This window comes from Escherichia sp. MOD1-EC4550, from assembly GCF_963876935.1.
Lineage (GTDB): Bacteria > Pseudomonadota > Gammaproteobacteria > Enterobacterales > Enterobacteriaceae > Escherichia > Escherichia coli_F.
The window spans coordinates 69,870-91,228 of the sequence record NZ_CAWNSE010000015.1 but is presented as its reverse complement, the minus strand read 5'-3'; the positions used below and the strand labels follow the sequence as shown (position 1 = coordinate 91,228).

Sequence of the window (21,359 nt, the reverse complement as noted above, 5' to 3'; positions counted from 1 at the left end):
CCTCATAAATTTGATGCCAGGTGAGGCTGTGTTTGTTGTGTTCGTTGTCGGAACCGAAAACAACTATTCACCCCGCCCGTAAAAGCATTTTCATTTTTTCGCTGCGACAAAACTGACGCTTCACTTCCACCACCAGCGGATGGCGCGACAGCACAATCATCACCACAAACGCCAGCACGCCCGCGATAATTTGCACCGCCAGCAGCATCCCCAGCGTCAGTTGCCCTTTCAGCACAATGCCCAGCGCATAACTAACCACCAGCGTCGGCAGCGAGAGATAAAACGGCAGCCATAAACTCAGGATGTACTGGCGATAACTGGAACCGAGCACCGGTTTAATCATCACGAAATAACTCAGAATGGTGTTGATAATCTGCACCAGCAGGAAACCAAGCGTGACGCCGATTGCGCCCGCCATCTGCCCGCCAATAACAATCGCCGGAATAAACAGAAAGGTTTTGAATACGTTGAATTTAAAGCTGATATCCACCCGCGCTTTCGCCATCAGCAGCGAGCCAATCGGGTTACCCACTGAGCGCAGTAGCCCCACAATACACAGCAATTGCAGCACCGGAATAATGCTGTTCCACTTCTCACCAAAGACCAGCGGTACAAAGTTATTCGACACCACCATCAGCCCCAGCAGCGCCGGAAAATTGATAATCCCCACCACCGACAGCAGCTTGTAGAAGTTAACGCGCAGCTTTTCGGTGTCGTCCTGAATTTTGGCGAATGCCGGAAATAACACGCGGGTGATGATGGGGTTCAGCTTCATCGGCGGCACAACGGCCACGTTGTAAGCCAGGTTGTAGCCCCCTGCCACGCCCGCGCCGAGAATACGCGCCAGCACCAGCGTTGAAAGGTTGGTGTTGAGATAGTTGATGATGCTGTCCGCCGTCAGCCAGGCACCAAAGCGTAAGTTCGGCGCAACAGACGCCAGCGAGAAATGCAGACCGGGGCGATAAATTTTTCGACCATAGTAGCCAAACAGCAGCGTTCTTACCGCACTATTGACCAGATAACCGAGGATCGCGGTCATCGCCAGCGGCCAGAAATGGGCGCTAACCACTGTAAAAGTAAAGCCCGCCAGCACCGCGCTGGTTTCGATCATACCGATTTTGTTGAACTCCAGCTCCTTTTGCATCAACGCGCGAAACTGTTGCCCGTGGGGGATCACCACAAACGCCAGCGACAATGTTTTAATCAACGGTGCCAGATCCGGGTTATTCAGCACGTCACCAATGGCATCACTCAACAAAAACACCGCCACGCACACCACGATCCCCAGCCCGACGTTCAGCCAGTACAGCGTGGTGAGTTCAAGATGGCTGATTTCTTTTCGCTGAATAATCGAGTTAGCGATGCCGAAGTCAGAAAGCGTGTCTGCCAGCGCGATAATCACCAGCGACACGGTAAGCAAACCGAACTGGTGGTTGTCGATAATCCGCGCCAGCACGGTCATCTGCACCAGCCCGAGGCCGATGATGATTACTGTGGCAATCGCCGACCATTTCGCGCCGCTGATGGTTTTTTCACGTAAGCTCATATCAATATGCCGCTTTGTTAACGAAGCCTTTGAATACCGTCAGGAAAACGATTTTGATATCGAACCAGACGCTCCATTCGCGGATGTACTCAAGGTCGAACTCGACGCGTTTTTCCATTTTCTCCAGCGTGTCGGTTTCGCCGCGCCAGCCGTTAATCTGCGCCCAGCCGGTAATGCCCGGTTTCACCTTATGGCGCAGCATGTAGCCTTCAATGAGCTGGCGATATTGTTCGTTATGCGCCACGGCGTGCGGACGTGGCCCCACAATCGACATCCCGCCAGTCAGCACATTGATAAACTGCGGCAATTCATCCAGCGAGGTGCGGCGCAGAAAGTTCCCCACTTTGGTGACGCGCGGATCGTTCTGCGTCGCCTGGGTCACCACTTTGTCGTTCTCCATCACTTTCATGGAACGGAACTTCCACACTTTGATCGGCTTGCCATCCATGCCGTAGCGAGTCTGGCGGAAAATAACCGGCCCTGGTGAACTGAGTTTCACTGCCAGCGCAATACAGCACAGCACCGGGGAGATCAGCAGCAAGATCAGCGTTGCCAGCACAATGTCTTCCGCACGTTTTATCAGGCGGTTAACCCCGGAAAGCGGCGTGTCGTACAGCGGCACCACCGGAACGCCGTTCATCTCTTCGAGGCGTGAATGGAGAATGTTGAAGGTAAAGACGTCGGGGATCAGCAGCACCGAACAGGTGGTGTCCGCCAGTTGATGGACCAGTTTTTTCACTCGTGCGCCGTCGCACATTTGCATCGCGATATAGACGTTGTGAATTTTGCCCGCTTTTGCATCCTCGACCAGCTGTTGCAGATTGCCCGCCCAGTCGTTAGAAACGCCGCCCGGTTTTGGGTCGTGGTAAACGCCCACCACTTCAAACCCTAACCACGGCTGATTACGGAAGCTCTCCATCAGCATTTGCCCGGCAGCTAAATCCCCCGCCACGGCAACCATACGCTTGTTATAGCCATGATTACGCAACCAGCCCGCACCAATGCGAATACACGAACGACACGCCACTAACCCGATGCTGGTCAGCCCATACCACGCCAGCCAGATTTTCAGTTGCGTGTCGAAATCATTGTTGAACGCCACCAGTCCGGCGCTAAAAATCACGCTTAAGGTCCAGTTTTGCAGCAGCAGGGCAAATTCTGTCGTTGCCCGAACACCTCGCCATGAGCGATAAAAATCGGTGATGCCGCCCAACATCTGGAACACCACCAGCGTAATCAGCGCCACCAACAGGTGCATGTAGAGGAATGACAGTCCGCTGACTTCGCAAACCAGCCATAGCCCGGCAAACATGATGGTGATATCTGAAAAGCGTTGCACCATAGAGATTAACGATGCATTGGTTTTCGCTCGCTCGCGCTTTTTTAGATTTGTCATCGTTGTTCCTGTAATTAGCCCCTTACCCGCAGTGGGGTAAGGGAAGATCCGACATTACTCGTTCAGCAACGTCAGCAGAGTTCGCGTTCGCGCTTCCATCAGTGGCACATCACCGCGCGATTCCACATTCAGGCGTACCACCGGTTCGGTGTTGGAGGAGCGCAGATTAAAGCGCCAGTCGGCAAAGGTCATGCTGATGCCATCGGTGCGATCCACCGCCAGCGCCTCGCGGCTAAAATGCTGTTCGACGCGATTAATCGCCTCAACGGGTTGCGCCAGTTTGCTGTTGATCTCACCGCTTGCCGGGAATGCCGCCATGCGGTCGCGCACCAGTTCGCCCAGCGTTTTCCCTTTCATGCACACCAGTTCGGCGACCAGCAGCCACGGGATCATGCCGCTGTCGCAGTAAGCGAAATCACGGAAGTAATGGTGGGCGCTCATTTCGCCACCGTAGATGGCGTCTTCCTTGCGCATACGTTCTTTAATAAAGGCGTGTCCGGTTTTTGACATCACCGGGGTGCCGCCTGCGGCAGTCACTACATCAACGGTGTTCCAGGAAAGACGCGGATCGTGGATGATCTTCGCGCCGGGATTTTTTTCGAGGAACGCTTCTGCCAGCAGGCCGACAATGTAGTAGCCCTCGATAAACTGTCCTTTTTCGTCAAACAGGAAACAGCGGTCAAAATCGCCATCAAAAGCAATACCCATATCCGCGCCGTGTTTAATGACCGCATTGCGGGTGTCGTCGCGGCATTCCGGCAGCAGCGGGTTAGGAATACCGTTGGGGAAATTGCCGTCCGGCGTGTTGTGCACTTTGATCAATTCCACGGGTGCGCCGAGGGCTTTAAAGCGGGCTTCGATGGCGTCCACCACCGGACCCGCCGCACCGTTCCCGGAGTTGATCACCAGCTTGAGCGGCGTAAGGTTTTTGACGTTGATATAACCGAACAGATGATCAACGTAAGCGTCACGCAGATTGATTTGCTGATAGCGACCGCGTTTGGTTTCATCGACGGGAGGAAAATCGTTGGCTTCTGCCAGACGCTGGACGTCGCGCAGTCCGGTATCACCGCTGATCGGGCGAGCCCCTTCGCGCACCAGCTTCATGCCGTTGTAATCCATCGGGTTATGGCTGGCGGTAACTTCGATGCCGCCAGCCACGCCGAGATGGAACGTGGCGAAATAGATCTCTTCGGTGCCGGACATGCCAATATCCAGCACATCGACGCCCGCATCCTGTAAACCTTTCGCCAGCGCCAGTTTTAAGGTTTCGCTGGTGAGGCGGACATCACCGCCTAAAACAATGGTTTTCGGTTTGAGAAATTCGCCATAGGCACGCCCAATACGCCAGGCAATATCTTCATTCAGTTCTTCGCCTAATTTCCCGCGAATATCATAGGCTTTAAAACAGGTTAATTTTTTCATGTCGTTACCCTTTTTCAGGCAATAGTTGGCCCTGACCGAAGCGGCCAATTTTGTTTTTGTCGTTATTTACCGGAGATTTATTCCGGTTGATTATTCAACTACTACACCCGTCCGTAGCGATCCGCGAAGCGCACCACATCATCCTCTTCGAGATAAGAGCCGGAGCGAACTTCAATTAAATCGAGCGGAATTTTCCCCGGGTTTTCCAGGCAGTGTTTTGCCCCCAGCGGAATATAAATGGACTCGTTTTCACCAAGCAGTTTGATATCACCGTCAATGGTGACTTTTGCCGTTCCCGCGACCACTACCCAGTGTTCCGCGCGGTGATGGTGCATCTGTACCGACAAGCCCTCGCCCGGTTTCACGGTGATGCGTTTCACCTGGTAGCGGTCGCCCGCGTCGATAGAGTCATATTTGCCCCACGGGCGATACACTTCGCGATGCACCCGATGCTCATGGCGACCATCGGCTTTGATCTGCTCGACCACTTTTTTCACATCCTGCACCGCGTTACGGTCGGCAATCAGCACCGCGTCTTTGGTCTGCACCACTACCAGATCTTTCACCCCGACGGTGGTGACCAGGCCAGATTCGGCATACACGTAGCTGTTTTCGGTTTTGTGATTAATCACATCGCCGTGGCAAACGTTGCCTTCCGCGGTGTGGGCGCTGATCTCCCATAAAGAGGACCAGGAACCGACATCGCTCCAGCCCGCATCCATCGGCACCACAACGGCATCTGCCGTACGTTCCATAACCGCGTAATCCACCGACTCTTCCGGGCAGGCGAGAAACGCCTCTTCATCCACACGAATAAAATCGAGATCCGGATCGACGGCGCTCATCGCTTTTTCGCAGGCGTCGAGAATATCCGGGCGATATTTTTTCAGTTCTTCGAGATAACGTCCGGCACGGAACAGGAACATACCGCTGTTCCAGTAATATTCGCCGCTTGCCACATAGGCCTGAGCGGTTTCCAGATTCGGTTTTTCGACAAACTGCGCCACTTCAAAGGCCACCGTATCCTGCTCACCCGCCGACACTTCACCGCGACGAATATAGCCATATCCGGTTTCAGGTAGATCCGGCACAATGCCGAAGGTCACCAGCTTGCCCGCTTCGGCATACGGCATGGCATTACGCACGGCGGCGCGGAACGCGTCTTCGTCGGCAATCACATGATCTGCCGCCAGGACCAACATTAACGGATCGCTGTCCGGGCTATGACGTTCTGCCGCCAGCGCCGCCAACGCAATGGCAGGTGCAGTGTTACGCCCTGCCGGTTCGAGAATAATGTTCTCGGTGAGTTTGTTCAGTTGACGCAGCTGTTCCGCGACAATAAAGCGGTGCTGCTCATTGCAAATCACCACCGGGCTTTCGCACTCCACGCCGTTCAGGCGGCAGATGGTGGTTTGCAGCATGGTAAGATCGCCTTTCAGGCATAAAAACTGCTTGGGATAAAGTACGCGGGAAAGCGGCCATAAGCGGCTACCGGAGCCACCTGCCATCACAACTGGATAGAGTTTCGACTGCGACATAATTATCCCCGAATATCATGTATAAATTGACGTAACACGTTCTCTTTATCGAGCGTGCGTTCGGCATATTCACGTGCCACCGTGTTGTGTTTGGGCAGCAGGAGCGCCTGACGGATCCCCGCCACCAGCGCCTCGACCGATTCTGGTTCTACGCAAACCGCAATTCCTGGGAAGGTTTCGCAAAGCTGCCCCAGTTCTGTGTGAGCTTCTGCGGTAATTACCGCGTTACCGCCTACCGCCAGAATATTGGTCAGTTTCGACGGCAATACGGCATCTGCCGCGCCGCGTTTTTGCACCACCAGATGGCAGTCGCCCATCTTCAGCAGTGCAGGCAAGGCGTCATAAGATTGCAGCGGGAAAAATTGCATATTGCGCAGTCCGCGCTGCTGCGCCATTTTTTCCAGCCGCGCTTTGCCGCCGCCCTGCCCGACAATGGCAAAAATCAGCGGTTCATCGCGCAGGCGATCGGCAGCTTCAATAACGTTTTCCAGCCCCTGCTTTTCACCAATATTGCCGGAGTAAAGAATGATTTTTTTGTTATCCGGCAGGCCAAGCTGGTTACGAAGGGCAGCAACATCAGCGTCTGCGACATGCTGAAAACGGGCGATTTCCGACCAGTTGGGGAAGAAGATGACGTTTTCTGCCGCCACGCCTTTTTCGATGGCTTTATTCATCATCGAACGCGAAATCGTCGAGACGTTATCGACGTTATGCAGTCCGCTACGTTCGAAGGCTGTCGCCAGCTGTGCCACTTTGCCGGCTTTACCTTTTCCGGCAAGGCCCAGCCCCAGCATGGCATCCACTTCGTAATCCTGAATATGCAGCACGGTACGCGCACCAGAGAGTTTCGCCAGCAGGCGCATTCCCGGCGTGCAAAACAGCGTTGGTACTACGCCGATAATGCGATCCGGCTTCCAGCGACGTTGCGCCATCAGAGGAAAGAAACTGCTGGCAGCAAAGCTGCCGAGATGTAACAGGCGTTTCAGGGTGCTCGGCTGTTTTGGCACATACAGCGGGCAGCGCCACACCGTGGCGGCCCCCTCTTCTTGTTTGTACCACCATGCGGAATAGTTCTCGCCCACCTGCCACTGCGGGTAGTACGGCGGTGCGGTAATGACCCGCACCTCATGACCTTGTGCTGCCAGCCATTCCACCATCTCGCCGGTGTATTTGCCGATGCCGGTTAACTCCGGCGAGTAGTTAATGCCGTAGACCAGTATTTTCATAATCCGGGTACTCCGGCACGCTTCTCAGTGAGAAAATAGGCGCGGCTGTTAGCGTGAACATTGTCACTGGCGAGCAGTGCGTCCGGCGTCAGCCAGCGGTAATCGTCATGCTGCTCATCCGGCAGTAACAGCTCTTCTTCCGCTACTCTGAAGCGAAAACCGAGCACCACATAGTGAGTGGTGAAATCCGTGCCGGAGAAGTTATCGTCATAAAAGTGCTGCCAGACACCGTAAAACTGGCCTGCTGTAATCGGCAGACGCAGCCCCAGTTCCGCCATCGTCAGCCGCTCAAATGCGGCTTCCAGCGTTTCGTCTTTCTGCACGCGCCCTCCCGGCACAAACCAGTAACCCTGCGCCGGGCGGTTGGTTCTTTTGCCAAGCAGAAACTCGCCGCGACTGTTCTCGACAATAAAGTCGAGAGAGACAAGCGGTGTGGAGCGCACTACCGTGGCAAAGTCTTCCTGACGTAAAAACATCATTACCCCCGAAAACGGTCTTGATTCTCAAGGAACCACTGGTAAGTGCTGGCAAGCCCCGCTTCCAGTGAAATTTCGTGATACCAGCCAAGCTGATGCAGGCGCGTCACATCCAGCAGTTTGCGCGGCGTACCATCCGGTTTGCTGGCATCGAAAACCACCCGACCTTTGTAACCCACCACTTTGGCGATGGTTTGCGCCAGCTCGCGGATAGTGCAGTCAACACCCGTGCCGACGTTAATGTGCGACAGCATCGGCTGGGTGTTTTCCAGCCAGACTTCGTGCGCCAGCTCCATGACATGAATGCTTGCCGCCGCCATATCATCGACATGCAGAAATTCGCGCATCGGCGTACCGCTGCCCCACACCACCACGTCCGGTGCATTCTGTGCCGTCGCCTCGTGGAAGCGGCGCAGCAATGCGGGGATCACATGCGAATTACTTGGATGGAAGTTGTCGTGCGGCCCGTACAGGTTGGTCGGCATGACAGAGCGGTAATCGCGTCCATACTGGCGGTTGTAAGATTCGCACAGTTTGATCCCGGCGATTTTGGCAATGGCGTATGGCTCGTTGGTCGGCTCCAGCGTGCCCTGTAACAGCTCGCTTTCTGCCATCGGCTGTTTTGCCAGTTTTGGGTAGATGCAGGACGATCCGAGAAACAGCAGTTTGTTCACGTCGTTCTGATGCGCAGCGTGAATGATGTTGCTCTCAATCATCATATTCTGGTAGATGAAATCCGCCGGATACGTGTTGTTGGCGACAATCCCGCCCACTTTCGCCGCCGCCAGATAGACCTGGTCAATGCGCTCGCTGGCAAAGAAATCATGCACCGCGCGGCTGTCCAGCAGGTTCAGTTCGTCGCGGGTGCGTAATACCAGTTCCACATCACCGCGCTGTTCGAGCTGTCGCTTGATGGCAGAACCGACCATCCCGCGATGGCCAGCGATAAAAATACGTTGTTTACTCATGCTTATGACTCCAGCGCGATCGCCACGTCGTAGCCGTGAGATTTCAGCAGAGAGTGTTTTTTCGCCGCTTCGAGGTCATTAGCCACCATTTCAGATACCATCTCTCTGAGGGTGATTTCCGGTTTCCAGCCCAGTTTTTCGTGCGCTTTGGTTGGGTCGCCGAGCAGCGTTTCTACTTCAGCAGGACGGAAGTAACGCGGGTCAACGGCGATAATCACATCGCCCGGTTTAACGCCCGGCGCGTCATGCCCGGTGACGGAAACCACAATGCCCTTCTCTTCAACGCCCGTGCCTTCAAAGCGCAGTTTGATGCCCAGCTGTGCTGCCGCCATTTCCACGAACTGACGTACGGAGTACTGAACGCCGGTAGCGATAACAAAATCTTCCGGTTGTTCCTGTTGCAGCATCATCCACTGCATTTTTACGTAGTCTTTGGCATGGCCCCAGTCACGCAGGGAATCCATATTGCCGAGGTACAGGCACGACTCCAGCCCTTGAGCGATATTGGCGATTGCGCGGGTGATTTTGCGGGTAACGAAGGTTTCGCCACGGCGCGGGGATTCATGGTTGAAGAGAATGCCGTTACAGGCGTACATGCCGTAGGATTCGCGGTAGTTAACGGTGATCCAGTAGGCATACAGTTTGGCGACCGCATATGGAGATCGCGGATAGAACGGCGTGGTTTCTTTCTGCGGAATTTCCTGCACCAGACCGTACAGTTCAGAAGTGGAAGCCTGATAGAAACGGGTTTTCTTTTCCAGACCAAGGAAGCGGATCGCCTCCAGCAGACGCAGTGTGCCCATCGCATCAACGTCTGCGGTATATTCCGGTGACTCAAAAGAAACCGCAACGTGGCTCATTGCGCCCAGGTTGTACACTTCATCCGGCTGCACTTCACGCAAAATGCGCGTCAGGTTGGAGGTATCACTCAGGTCGCCATAATGCAGATGGAATTTCGGGTTACAGGTATGCGGATCCTGATAAATATGATCCACGCGCTCGGTGTTGAATGACGATGCACGACGCTTAATACCATGTACCTCGTAACCTTTTTCCAGCAGAAACTCTGCCAGGTAAGAACCGTCTTGTCCGGTTACACCGGTGATGAGAGCGACTTTTGACATGTCTTATTCCTCTGTATTTTTTGAATTTATTCAGTTTCAACGCGTTCGCGTATCACCACTGCGGGATTCCCCCGGCAAACTCTATTTGCCGGAAGCGATTTAAAAACACTGCTTCGCGCACCCACGACGGTGCCGTCGCCGATCGTGACGCCAGGAGCAACAAAAACATCGGTTGCCAGCCAGCATTTCTCGCCAATCACAATGGGCGTGGCGTTTATGGTGAAATGTCGACTTGCATGGTCGTGGCTCCCGGTGCATAAATAACTTTTTTGCGATATCACCGAATGTGCGCCAATGGTTATTTCACCGAGGGTATATAAATTGACGTCATCGCCGACCCACGCGTAATCACCTAAGGTTAATTTCCACGGATAGGTAATTTTTACTGACGGACGAATAACTACGTTTTTTCCTATTTTTGCGCCGAATAAACGTAATAAAAATGCCCGCCAGCGATACAATACTTGTGGCGACCAGGCAAATAATGTTGCCTGTACTGCCCACCACAATTGCACTTTAATAGCGTTGCCGCCCCGGAATCCTTTCGGCACCGAGAAACCGCTTAAATCTTGCATTGGTATTCCTTATATTCAGACTTTGTTATATAAGGCTTTAGTCTTACCCGTCGTGCGCTGGCGTAAATGCCAGGATAATTCAACCCAGAAGCCAGGCACATGTAATATTTGCCGTTGGACTTTTTTAGCGTCCGCGCACAATTCCATATTATTGGTGGTAGATACCCCACCCATAGAAAATTCAGACACCAGGCCATTGAGTTTTTTAAATGCATAACCGGCTTTATACATTTTGGCCGCCAGCGCATAATCGGAAGAAACTTTATACTCCAGGTCATAACGCCATTTTTTCAAACCGGATACCGGAAAAAATATCGCCTGATGGCTGGCGGGCAGGCTGTGATAAATATACCAGCCCGGTTTAGCGCGACGTTTAATTTTATGCCCGTCGCCAAAATCCAGCAGCGCATCGCCGGTGATCATCACGTTATCTTTTTGCATTTTTAATCTACGGACAAAATTTGCGGCATCCTGATGAAAAATATCGCCCGAGTTGAGAAACAGCGCAAACTTGCCTTGTGCCATCGCAATGCCTTTGTTCATGGCGTCGTAGATACCGTTATCTGGCTCGCTGACAAAGCGTAGGTTATAGATACCATTGAGATTTTCCAGATACTCACGGGTGCCGTCATTGGAACCGCCATCGACAACAATCCATTCGAAGCTGATATCGTCAGCCTGCGCCAGATGCGCCAGCGAGGCGTGTGTTTTGACTATCCCTTCGAGGTTACGAAACGCAACGGTGATTATGCTAAGCAACATTTTTTACCTCGTAATACCCGTCATACTTCAAGCTGCATGTGCGTTGGTTTTCCTCGCTCACCCCAGTCACGTACTCGTGTACGCTCCTGGAGATTCGCTGCGTCACCAACTTCCTGCAACTCGAATTATTTAGGGTGTATATTTAACGCTTTTCGCAAAATAAATGGACAGACGATTAAAAATGCATATTCCGGGCTAAATATCGAACCGGTAAAAAACAGCGACACCGGAGTAAAAAGATAGAGCTGCACACGAAAATTGCGATTATCACCAAAAGCGTTGATCATCATTTTTATCACTTTCCCCATGTACCACAGTGATAAAAGCACTGCGAACCAGGAAAAATAAATAATCAGCAGATACAAACCATTGTCTATGGTTTTTCCGACATCCGCACCGTTAAATATTCCGAATGATGCGACATATTCATAAAGTGAGCCAAATCTGACTACACCGTCAATATGGCTCAAAGAATAACCGACCATCACCAGTGGACCGACAATACGATAATACGATGACGATCCTTCCGTACCTAAATCGCCCAAGCGGGTGGAAATATAAGGAAACGCGATTACCACACCAACCAGGAATACAGCCAGAGAAATCAATGCTAACGGTAACTTTTTCTTAATCGCCTCTTTGTTCAGATATTGAAACGCCCACTCCAACAAATAAAACAGGATAAAGGTCATAACCCCTGAAAACGATCCGGATAATATTATCCCTGCGAGAATCATAGCATCGGTTTTAGGCGTTTTGATACCAAACTGTTTAATGCTGAGCCAAATTGAGATTAATGCCAGAGCGAAAAATGCCGGTTCGAAATAAAGTGCTGTCGTACGCTTGCCGCCGAATTTAATGAAATTCAGCACATAACTGTTGCTGTAAATCAGATATTTCGAAATCGACTCCATAATACTGCTGCCGCCAGTGAGGATAATTTGCGCCATCTCCACCGCCGCCAGCGCCACCACCAGCCCGACCACCAGATAAAAGAAACGTAATATCTTGCTATGGTTGTGTGGCGAAATCGTTTTAAAGCGAATACTCCACACCATGCCAATAATGATCACAATATAGACAAACAGCATGGTTGAAGTTACGTATTTACTGGCATCCAACGACTGACCAAACAAGTAGTTAAACGCCGTGAGTCCCGCACCAATCCCTAAGGCAATCATCAATTTTTTAACGCTGATGCGCTCTAAAAACAGCAGTAACAAGACAGGTAAAAAAGTGACGATGGTGATGGGGAAACTTTCACCAAGCTGGGCGATTTTGACGTTAACCAGCAGGTAAATCAGCGGCAGCAGCAGGTAGCTACAGATTCTGATAGAAGTTGACATACTCCTCCAGCATCTGTTGTCCACTGTAGGCGGCGCGGCTGCGCCGGCTGAACTCAGCCAGCGTGGTACCAAATATCGCCTGCGCGATTTCCGGTTTGCTTAACTGCACCAGTTGCAGCACCTCTTCTTCGCTGACGGTTTTACCACCGGATTTTTGCAGCACTTCCCGCGCCGCATCGCTATGGGTGGCAATCACCGGCACACCAATTGATAACGCCTCACACAAAATCAGCGGGTAGTTATCGACGCGAGAACTGAACACCAGCGCATCCATCTGATTAAGCGCGCTCATCAACTTGCGCTTGTCAGTTTCAAAGCCGTGATTAACCACGTTACCAGCGGTGAACGGCGAGAACTTACCAAAGGTATGCAGTTCTATTTTGTCACCCAGCGCTATCATCTCGCGCACCAGTTGCTGGTTAGTTTTGCCGTCGTAACGCAGGTCATGCGCCACCACCGCGATTTTCGGCTTACCCTGGGTTTCGCGCACTGGAGGCAAGTCTGCCAGAATCGCTTCGGTTGCCATATCAATGCCATTATTGATAATCCGACAACGCCCTGGACCATACAGGCTATTGAAAGCATCAGCCACATGCTGGCTGGGGGAAATAAACTGACAGCCCAGCGCCAGCATCTCGCGGAATAACTGGCGTTTGCCCGCCACCAGCTGGTGTGCGCGATCAATCTTCACCGGCGGATAGTTATTTAAGGTCGGGCATTTCTGGCAGCCCGTTTTCCAGCCTTCGCAACCGTCGGTAAAAGCACAGCGTCCGGTAACGCTCCAGTGATCGTGCAGTGTCCAGACCAAAGTGACATCCGGTTTGTGGTTTTTCACCTTTTCGCAAAAGCGCACCACGCTCTTAAGATTCAACCAGTAGCTGTGCAGCACATGAAAATGCAGGACTACCGGTCCCGGTGTGCGAGTAATGGTGCGATATAACTCACTGAAATTGCCGAACAGATCGCGATTAAACAGACGAAACAGGGCAATGTTCGCCATCGCGGTCATCCGCGGCGTATGTTTGATGACCTGCGGATAGTTCTGATGGCTGACGCTCTCTTTGCCGCCTTTGCCGTAGCCGTAGACAAAATGTGACGCCAGCCCCTGTTGCAGCGCGCGCTGGTGGAGATCTAACGCCACACCTGCCGCCCCGCCTTCCGCCAGTCGCACATTAAATTGCAGAATATTCATTTAATTACCTTCACTCGCGCTTTTTCTCCCACCACCAGCGCGTTGTCCGGGATTGCGTCGAGCACCACGCTGCCCGCCCCCACGGTAACGTTGTTACCAATCGTGATATCGCCGAGAATAATGACGTTGGCACCAAGCTCGACGCCGTTGCCAATGTGTGGACATGCCATGTTATCGGCACCACGATTGCCGATAGTGACACCGTGGCGAATGGTGAAATCATCCCCCGCGACCACATTTTTATTGATCACTACGGCATAGCCGTGATGGATAGTAAAGCGTCGGCCAATGGTCGCGGCGGCCTGGATTTCATAACCGAAAAAGCATTCGGTGATAATGCGATACAGCACCAACAGCGGGGCCGCCCACAGATTGTTGAGGACGTTTTTTTTGCGCCACACTGAACAAAAATGAGCAACGCGATAGGCAAGAACCATGCAGCACGGGCGTAAACTCCAGCTGTTGGCGCGCAGATCTTCCAGCATCTTTAGCGCCCCCGAATTCCATCAGCCAGACGTTTGCCGTTACGCACCGACAGCAGCGTCAACAAGGTGCGCCAGGTCATGCGTTTATTGCGGATCTGGTAGAGGGTAAACAACTGATATTTTTTGCTGGCGCGGTCGAATTTGTCTTTGTGCTTACGATAAAAGTGGAAGTACCCGGAGAATTTTTTCGGTGACGAGGTGATCTGCATTTCGCCGTGATTGATATGCAGGATTTGCGTCGCCTCTTCCACTTTCCACGGTTCGCCGTACTCCACCACCATTCGCAGGAAGATGTCGTAATCCTGTGCCGCTTTCAGTTCGGTATCGAACAAACACTCTTTGAAACGCCACGCCCAGCTAAATACCTGATTACCAATGATATTGCGTTTGTAGAACAGGCGGCGTGAATACGGCGATTTGGGATACAGCGGCAAGCTTGCCGGTTGGGAATAGACTTCGCCCTGGCAAACGTAGTCGTTAGCGTACAAAAAGGCGTGTGTGACCAGTTGCTGTTTATGGGCGAGGAAGACGCTCAGGCGGTTGGGTGTCCATTCATCGTCGTCATCGATCCCGGTGATGTATTCCCCTTGTGCCAGCATAATCGCCTGGTTACGTACCGCGCACGCCCCGCTGTTAATGTCGTTGTGAATGTACGTAATACGCGGATCGTTGAGGGCGGTGACGTACTGTTGCAGTTGTTCCCAGGAGGTGGAGCAATCATCCACGATGATCATCTCCCAGTTGCTGTAGTCCTGGCGCAGGACCGATTTTATCGCCCGAATCGCCAGTTGTTGGCGGTTCCAGGTCGGCATATAGATTGAGATCAGCGGATTGTCTTTCATAGGTTGTTCTCCCGGAGTATCGAGATGTTCTGCCGGTTTATAAGCTGGTTTACAGGTTCTGTTGCCGGATGCGGCGTGAACGTAGGTCGGATAAGATGCGTCAGCATCGCATCCGACAGCGGATCTCGTTATTTCGCGTCCGACTTATATTCGTATTCGTAATAGCCATAATCCTGATACGCGCTGGCGCGGCGGAAGATAGAGTTCAGAATCACCCCTTTCACCGGAATACCGTTTTGCTCAAAGCGGCTCAGACTGGTTTCCACTTCTTTCAAGGTGTTGACCGCATAACGCGCCACCATTAATGTGGTTCCGACGTGACGCCCGACAATTGCGGCATCGGTCACAGCCAGAATCGGCGGCGTATCAATTAACACCAGGTCGTAGTTTTTACTCGCCCAGTTCACCAGTTCGGTAAAGCGTTCGCTCATCAACAGTTCAGAAGGATTTGGCGGCACCTGGCCGCGCGGGATCAGGTCAAATTTGGCAATAGAGGTCGGTTTAGCAGCGGTAGTAATATCGCCCTGACCAATCAGAATTTCCGACAGGCCATTGACGTTATTGGTGCCGAGCAGCTCGTGGGTGTAGCCTTTGCGCATATCGCAGTCGATCAACAACACCCGTTTATTGGTCTGGCTAATGACCGCCGCCAGGTTGGCGCAGACAAAGGTTTTACCGATTGACGGGCTAACCCCGGTCATCATCAACACATTGTTCTGTGCCTGCATCATCGCGAAGTGCAAACTGGTACGCAGACTACGGATGGCTTCAATCGCCAGATCGGTTGGATTCCCCACCGCCAGTAGCTGGCTCTGTTTATAGCGTTTAACCCCTTTGATGGTTTTGACGCTATCGCGCGCTTTTTGCCATTCCGACAGCGGGATGCTGGCATAGACGCTGATGCCGTGTTCTTCCAGCACCTGCGGGCTTTCGATGCCGCGATTAAACAACGAGCGCAGCAGCACACCCACGATAGAGAGCATCAGGCCAAGGATAATCGCGCCGAGGATAATCAGCCCTTTCTTCGGTTTCAGCACGCCAGGCTGGGTGATTGCCGGGTCAACAATGCGCACATCGCCGACGGTGCTGGCTTCGGTGATTTTCAGCTCCTGCTCTTTATTCAGCAGTTGCATATAGACCTGTTGACCAGACTCGACATCGCGGGTCAGACGGACAATTTCCTGCTGGGTTTTCGGCATCGCCGTTACGCGACCGTTAAGTTTGGCTTTCTCTTCTTCCAGCGCCTGACGTTTCTCCAGCAGCGTGCGGTACGCCGGGTGAACTTTGGTGTACAGCTTGGAGATTTCCGCCTCTTTAAAGGTCAGTTCGTTCAACTGCGCGTCGATGTTCACCATCGAATCGAGCACCGCTTTCGCTTCCAGCGGCAGATCAACAGAATCTTTATCCTGACGGAAGGCATTCAGTTTGTTTTCAGCAACATCAAGGCGGCTGCGTACTTCTGGTAACTGTTGCGCGAGGAAGGCGAGGCTTTTCGACGCTTCCGCCGATTTGCGCTCAATATTTTGTTCCTGATAGTTACGGGCGATACTGTTAAGAATGTCGCGGATCTGTTCGCGATCTTCACCGGTATATGTCAGGCTCAGTACGCCAGCGTCTTTGCCATTCTCTGTTACCGTCAGGCTGTTTTGCAGTTGATTGATCATCCCCAGCGTGGAGTATTTAGTGACGGTAAACTCACTGCCCTGGCTGGCGTGAATAGCTTCAACCATCAGCGTGACGCCTTCTTTTTTCAGCATCTGACCCGCTTGCCCACGAGCGCTAAAGCCGCCGTCGCTGCTCAAAGTGTAGTTTTTGTTGTCCAGCACATTAAGCGTAAACACCTGATCCACCATCTCTTTTGGACGGTTAAAGGTGGTCACTTTTACGGTCTCGTTCTGACGTCCCATCAAACGATCCCAGCCCGCACCGAAAATGGGGAACGTGTTTTTGCTCACCGCAATATCGAGGTCGAGATCGTCCACCGTTTTACCGAGCACCAGACGCGAGCGAATCAACTGGATCTCAGCGTCCGATGCTGGCGGCTTGTTAGCTAACGCCGAGCCGATATCCTGCACTAACGAATTGCCGCTGCTTTGCTCAATTTGTACCAGTGCGTCGGCGCTGTATATCGGCGTAGCGAAGAAGGTGTAAACCACAGCACAGAGGGCGAATACGGCGGTGATGCCAATTACCCACCAGCGCGCTTCAATGACGGTGCCGACCAGGCGACCAATATCGATTTCATCACTGCCCGTTACCGGAGCGGCATGTTGTTTTACTTTTTCTGTCATTGTTATACCTGCTCTGCGTTCAATGCCTGCGCCCACTGGCGGGCAGACCGTTCAAGTAATGTGTACACCGCTGCAAACGTTTCCCGGCTTTTGCGATACGGATCGGGGATTTCACATTCGTTATCCCAGTGACCAAACAGCATCACTTTGCCGCGCATCTCAGGTGCCATCTCGCATAAGCGTTCGATATGGCGCTTTTCCATGGTCAAAATCAGGTCGTAGTTGCGACACAGGCGGCGGCTGATTTGCCGTGCACAGTGACCTTCCAGAGACAGTTGATGTTCTGCGGCGACGCTGATAGCGGTAGGATCAGCGCCCTTACCGACCAGTGCGCCGAGACCAGCGGATTCAACTTTCAGCTCAGGGTGATAACGTTGCAGTAAGCGTTCCGCCGTCGGGGAACGGCAAATATTGCCGACACAGACAACTAAGATGTTGTTAAACATGACGATTACCAGTTATGAATGTCGCTGGCTGTATCCGTCATGTAACGGACACCGCTAATAGTTGGCAGCAACTGATTGATCAGACGGTTCCAGCGGGAAACCGGGGCGGTGGTGACATACACCACGTCATAAGGCTGCAGGCGGAATTCTGTCGCCATCACCAGCGACGTGGCATCGGACATATCCAGTTGGTAGATATTGGCGATCTTGCCGTTACGCCCGCCCTCGCCTTTCAATGGACGAATGACAAAGATGCCGCTGGCGTTGGAGGTGGTCATGTCGATACCTTCGGCATTGCCCAGGGCTTCAGTCAAGGTCATGCCGCTAAAGTCCATTTTCAGGGTGCTCTGTTTCTTCACTTCACCCATCACAAATACTTTCAGATCATCATTACGCGGCACGTAGAGGATATCGCCGGGGTAAAGCAGTCGATTCTGATTGAGGTCACCGTTTTGCATCAGCGCCTGCAAAGAAATGCGTTCTTCACGACCATTGTGTGTTAGCACCACGTTGCGCCAGTCAGCGGTATCGGTCAGGCCACCTGCGGCGTTAATGGCGTCGAGAATGGTCAATGGTACGTTGGTGATCGCCTGTTGACCGGATTTATTCACCTGACCGGAGATATAGGCCTTTTGCGAGCGGAAGGCGGCGATATTAACGTCCACCTGCGGGTCAGCGATGTACGTCGCTAAGCGCCCGGTAATATCACTGCGGATTTCAGCGAGCGTTTTCCCCACCACGTGAACCTTGCCGATATACGGGTAGAACATGGTGCCGTCAGGCTGTACCCAGTTGCCGGTGTCGCTGGAGCTGCGGTACTGACCAGCTGGCGTGGTGAGTTCCGGGTGATCCCAGACGGTGACATTAAGAACGTCGCCCGGCCCGACACGATATTGATAATTGGCAATCTCGCTTTCCAGCGTCATATTGGGGCGCGCGACGTTCGGGCGTGGACGTAATTGATCAATCAGGCGCGGGGTCAGCGGATAAACATTCACCATTTTGTCGAGATCGAAATCAGCATCCTGCTGTTTGATGACGTCTTTACCCATCGTCGACATATTGCTGCCCGGAAGTACTGTGCAACCGCTTATCAAGGTTACTGACACCAATAATGGCATCAATTTCATTTTGGATTTCATCATTGTTTATTTATCACTTTGGCAGAGTAATTATCCTGTGCACTATTAATAGCAATGTCGCCATGCACATTTACCTTGCAGTTAATTGAATAAAAATTTAACTGGCATCAGTCCTAAAAAAATTGATTTCATCCGCAGGCTATTGACAGAATAATTCAGACTGGTCTTTCAGGCATCCAGACACGCTACCGCCCCTGGCTTTTTAGCTACCAATACACTGATTTAGTTTAGATTTTCCAACTCTTTCATCATGCAGTCGATTATGAAAAAGCGTTATTCCGTGAATTAATTTTCCAGATATAAGGTGGCATTATGGTAATTGAATATTGGCTTCCAATAATGCAGGAGGAAGTGTTACAGCTAACGGAATAGCAGGCAAGGTAACAATTCGGCAATTGGCTATTTTTAAGAATTATATTAAGTGTCAATCAATATGTTTTTTAGGACTTTCTTTAGGTTGACAATAATTAATATAGTGTCTCCATATGCGATATTTCTTAAATAATGTTTTATTATTGCCACTTTTAATTCAGGGATAATGTGAGGTTATAACCCTCAAATTATATGAGATAAATAGTGCTGCAACATTGCATTTTTGCCCCGATTTATCCATGATCGAATTGTGACATTTGTCATACAACGAATAGGTTTTGTACTTACTATGGAATGGATTGCCGATCCGTCTATCTGGGCCGGGTTAATCACGCTGATTGTGATCGAACTGGTCCTCGGCATTGATAACCTGGTCTTTATTGCCATCCTCGCCGAAAAACTACCGCCGAAGCAGCGCGACCGCGCACGGGTTACCGGGCTGCTGCTGGCAATGTTAATGCGCCTGTTACTGCTGGCGTCAATCTCCTGGCTGGTCACCCTGACTCAACCGCTGTTCAGCTTCCGCTCGTTTACCTTTAGTGCCCGCGACTTAATCATGCTGTTTGGTGGTTTCTTCCTGCTGTTCAAAGCCACGATGGAGCTGAACGAACGGCTGGAGGGGAAAGACAGCAATAACCCCACGCAACGCAAAGGTGCGAAGTTCTGGGGTGTGGTGACACAAATTGTGGTACTGGACGCCATCTTCTCACTTGACTCGGTGATTACTGCCGTCGGGATGGTCGACCATTTACTGGTCATGATGGCCGCCGTCGTTATCGCGATCAGCCTGATGCTGATGGCAAGCAAGCCGTTAACCCAGTTCGTTAATAGCCACCCGACCATCGTCATACTCTGCTTAAGTTTCCTGTTGATGATTGGCTTTAGCCTGGTGGCGGAAGGTTTCGGCTTCGTCATTCCGAAAGGCTACCTGTACGCTGCCATTGGTTTCTCGGTGATGATCGAGGCGCTCAATCAGCTGGCTATCTTTAACCGGCGACGTTTTCTTTCCGCTAACCAGACGCTGCGCCAGCGGACTACCGAAGCGGTAATGCGCTTGTTAAGCGGGCAAAAAGAAGATGCGGAACTGGATGCCGAAACCGCGTCCATGCTGGTGGATCATGGTAACCAGCAGATCTTTAATCCGCAGGAACGGCGGATGATTGAGCGGGTACTTAATCTTAACCAGCGTACTGTCAGCAGCATTATGACGTCGCGCCACGATATTGAGCATATCGATCTCAACGCGCCGGAAGAGGAGATCCGCCAGCTGCTGGAGCGAAATCAGCACACGCGTCTGGTCGTTACCGACGGCGATGATGCAGAAGATTTGCTCGGTGTCGTTCACGTTATCGACCTGTTACAACAGTCACTGCGCGGCGAACCGCTCAACCTGCGGGTGTTGATTCGCCAGCCGCTGGTGTTCCCGGAAACTTTACCGTTGTTACCTGCCCTGGAGCAGTTCCGTAATGCCCGCACACACTTTGCTTTTGTGGTGGATGAGTTCGGCTCGGTGGAAGGGATTGTGACATTAAGTGACGTCACTGAAACCATTGCCGGTAACTTACCGAACGAAGTGGAAGAGATCGACGCCCGCCATGATATTCAGAAGAATGCCGACGGTTCCTGGACGGCGAATGGTCATATGCCGCTGGAAGATCTGGTGCAATATGTGCCGCTGCCGCTGGATGAAAAACGTGAATATCACACCATTGCCGGGCTGTTGATGGAATATTTACAGCGTATTCCAAAACCTGGCGAAGAAGTTCAGGTGGGGGATTATTTGCTTAAAACGTTGCAGGTGGAAAGCCATCGCGTGCAGAAGGTGCAGATTATTCCGCTGCATAAGGATGGCGAGATGGAGTACGAGGTGTGATGGCATGTAGGCCTGATAAGACGCGTAAGCGTCGCATCAGGCGTTTCATTCAACCGGGAGAGTATGTGACATTAGAGGCTGTTCCGTTCACTTTATGTTCCTCGCTACTTTGGAACGCTCAAGCCGGTGAACGTGCCAGGGTGGCTCAATCGCCACCACCCTGGCAACCCGGGCTCCCGGCGGTAAATCGCCGCTAGCGCGGTCCCCTCATCTTATTCCTTTCGGCTATCGGGTACGGGCGCGAGGTAACATCCCTGTAAAACGCGCCCTCAGCCCACATCCATGTGGGCTGCCCCGGCCTACAGGAAACGATTCGGCGATTTACAGCCGGACC

Annotated in this window: 18 protein-coding genes; 1 reads left to right on the top strand and 17 read right to left on the bottom strand. The window is 52.2% G+C overall.

Annotation, left to right across the window (positions count from 1 at the left end; all coding sequences use genetic code 11):
• Nucleotides 1–67: 67 nt before the first annotated feature.
• The 17 genes from wzxC to wza all read right to left on the bottom strand — a co-directional run bounded on the left by wzxC (nucleotide 68) and on the right by wza (nucleotide 18,783).
• A complete protein-coding gene (gene wzxC, locus AACU19_RS12085) occupies nucleotides 68–1,546 on the bottom strand; it encodes a colanic acid undecaprenyl disphosphate flippase WzxC (protein WP_105278926.1) in 1,479 nt (492 codons plus the stop codon).
• 1 nt (nucleotide 1,547) lies between these two features.
• Nucleotides 1,548–2,942, bottom strand: a complete 1,395-nt coding sequence (wcaJ, locus tag AACU19_RS12080; RefSeq protein WP_000183149.1) for an undecaprenyl-phosphate glucose phosphotransferase — start codon at nucleotides 2,940–2,942, stop codon at nucleotides 1,548–1,550.
• A 54-nt stretch (nucleotides 2,943–2,996) separates the two neighbouring features.
• Nucleotides 2,997–4,367: a colanic acid biosynthesis phosphomannomutase CpsG gene (cpsG, locus tag AACU19_RS12075; RefSeq protein ID WP_105278925.1), complete on the bottom strand. Its 1,371-nt coding sequence runs from the start codon at nucleotides 4,365–4,367 to the stop codon at nucleotides 2,997–2,999.
• A gap of 101 nt (nucleotides 4,368–4,468) precedes the next feature.
• Nucleotides 4,469–5,905 carry a mannose-1-phosphate guanyltransferase gene (cpsB, locus tag AACU19_RS12070; protein WP_000083412.1) on the bottom strand — a complete coding sequence of 479 codons (1,437 nt, stop codon included), beginning with the start codon at nucleotides 5,903–5,905 and terminating at the stop codon, nucleotides 4,469–4,471.
• Between the two features lie 2 nt (nucleotides 5,906–5,907).
• Nucleotides 5,908–7,131: a colanic acid biosynthesis fucosyltransferase WcaI gene (gene wcaI, locus AACU19_RS12065; protein WP_105278924.1), complete on the bottom strand. Its 1,224-nt coding sequence runs from the start codon at nucleotides 7,129–7,131 to the stop codon at nucleotides 5,908–5,910.
• On the bottom strand, nucleotides 7,128–7,607 hold the full coding sequence (gene gmm / locus AACU19_RS12060) for a GDP-mannose mannosyl hydrolase (RefSeq protein ID WP_105278923.1): 480 nt from the start codon (nucleotides 7,605–7,607) through the stop codon (nucleotides 7,128–7,130). The genes wcaI and gmm overlap by 4 nt, the downstream gene beginning before the upstream one ends.
• A 2-nt stretch (nucleotides 7,608–7,609) precedes the next feature.
• Nucleotides 7,610–8,575 carry a GDP-L-fucose synthase gene (fcl, locus tag AACU19_RS12055; protein ID WP_000043590.1) on the bottom strand — a complete coding sequence of 322 codons (966 nt, stop codon included), beginning with the start codon at nucleotides 8,573–8,575 and terminating at the stop codon, nucleotides 7,610–7,612.
• Nucleotides 8,576–8,577: 2 nt separating this feature from the next.
• Nucleotides 8,578–9,699 (bottom strand): GDP-mannose 4,6-dehydratase, encoded by a 1,122-nt coding sequence (gmd, locus tag AACU19_RS12050; RefSeq protein ID WP_000048190.1) that lies wholly within the window; start codon nucleotides 9,697–9,699, stop codon nucleotides 8,578–8,580.
• 26 nt (nucleotides 9,700–9,725) lie between these two features.
• Complete coding sequence (gene wcaF / locus AACU19_RS12045) at nucleotides 9,726–10,274, bottom strand: colanic acid biosynthesis acetyltransferase WcaF (RefSeq protein ID WP_001153577.1); 549 nt, start codon at nucleotides 10,272–10,274, stop codon at nucleotides 9,726–9,728.
• 15 nt (nucleotides 10,275–10,289) lie between these two features.
• Nucleotides 10,290–11,036 carry a colanic acid biosynthesis glycosyltransferase WcaE gene (gene wcaE, locus AACU19_RS12040; protein ID WP_105278922.1) on the bottom strand — a complete coding sequence of 249 codons (747 nt, stop codon included), beginning with the start codon at nucleotides 11,034–11,036 and terminating at the stop codon, nucleotides 10,290–10,292.
• A 125-nt stretch (nucleotides 11,037–11,161) separates the two neighbouring features.
• Nucleotides 11,162–12,382, bottom strand: coding sequence for a colanic acid polymerase WcaD (gene wcaD, locus AACU19_RS12035; protein ID WP_105278921.1), 1,221 nt, complete (start codon nucleotides 12,380–12,382; stop codon nucleotides 11,162–11,164).
• Nucleotides 12,357–13,574, bottom strand: coding sequence for a colanic acid biosynthesis glycosyltransferase WcaC (gene wcaC / locus AACU19_RS12030; RefSeq protein WP_105278920.1), 1,218 nt, complete (start codon nucleotides 13,572–13,574; stop codon nucleotides 12,357–12,359). The genes wcaD and wcaC overlap by 26 nt, the downstream gene beginning before the upstream one ends.
• Nucleotides 13,571–14,059 (bottom strand): colanic acid biosynthesis acetyltransferase WcaB, encoded by a 489-nt coding sequence (gene wcaB / locus AACU19_RS12025; RefSeq protein WP_000888735.1) that lies wholly within the window; start codon nucleotides 14,057–14,059, stop codon nucleotides 13,571–13,573. Before wcaB ends, wcaC begins: the two co-directional genes overlap by 4 nt.
• Nucleotides 14,060–14,061: 2 nt before the next feature.
• On the bottom strand, nucleotides 14,062–14,901 hold the full coding sequence (wcaA, locus tag AACU19_RS12020) for a colanic acid biosynthesis glycosyltransferase WcaA (RefSeq protein ID WP_000654499.1): 840 nt from the start codon (nucleotides 14,899–14,901) through the stop codon (nucleotides 14,062–14,064).
• 128 nt (nucleotides 14,902–15,029) lie between these two features.
• Nucleotides 15,030–17,192, bottom strand: coding sequence for a tyrosine-protein kinase Wzc (wzc, locus tag AACU19_RS12015; protein WP_105278919.1), 2,163 nt, complete (start codon nucleotides 17,190–17,192; stop codon nucleotides 15,030–15,032).
• A gap of 2 nt (nucleotides 17,193–17,194) precedes the next feature.
• Nucleotides 17,195–17,638 carry a low molecular weight protein-tyrosine-phosphatase Wzb gene (wzb, locus tag AACU19_RS12010; RefSeq protein ID WP_000482901.1) on the bottom strand — a complete coding sequence of 148 codons (444 nt, stop codon included), beginning with the start codon at nucleotides 17,636–17,638 and terminating at the stop codon, nucleotides 17,195–17,197.
• A gap of 5 nt (nucleotides 17,639–17,643) precedes the next feature.
• Nucleotides 17,644–18,783, bottom strand: coding sequence for a polysaccharide export protein Wza (gene wza / locus AACU19_RS12005; protein WP_000978094.1), 1,140 nt, complete (start codon nucleotides 18,781–18,783; stop codon nucleotides 17,644–17,646).
• Between the two features lie 658 nt (nucleotides 18,784–19,441).
• Between wza and AACU19_RS12000 the strand changes: the two genes are divergently transcribed.
• Nucleotides 19,442–21,025: a TerC family protein gene (locus tag AACU19_RS12000; protein WP_001366304.1), complete on the top strand. Its 1,584-nt coding sequence runs from the start codon at nucleotides 19,442–19,444 to the stop codon at nucleotides 21,023–21,025.
• Nucleotides 21,026–21,359 lie beyond the last annotated feature (334 nt).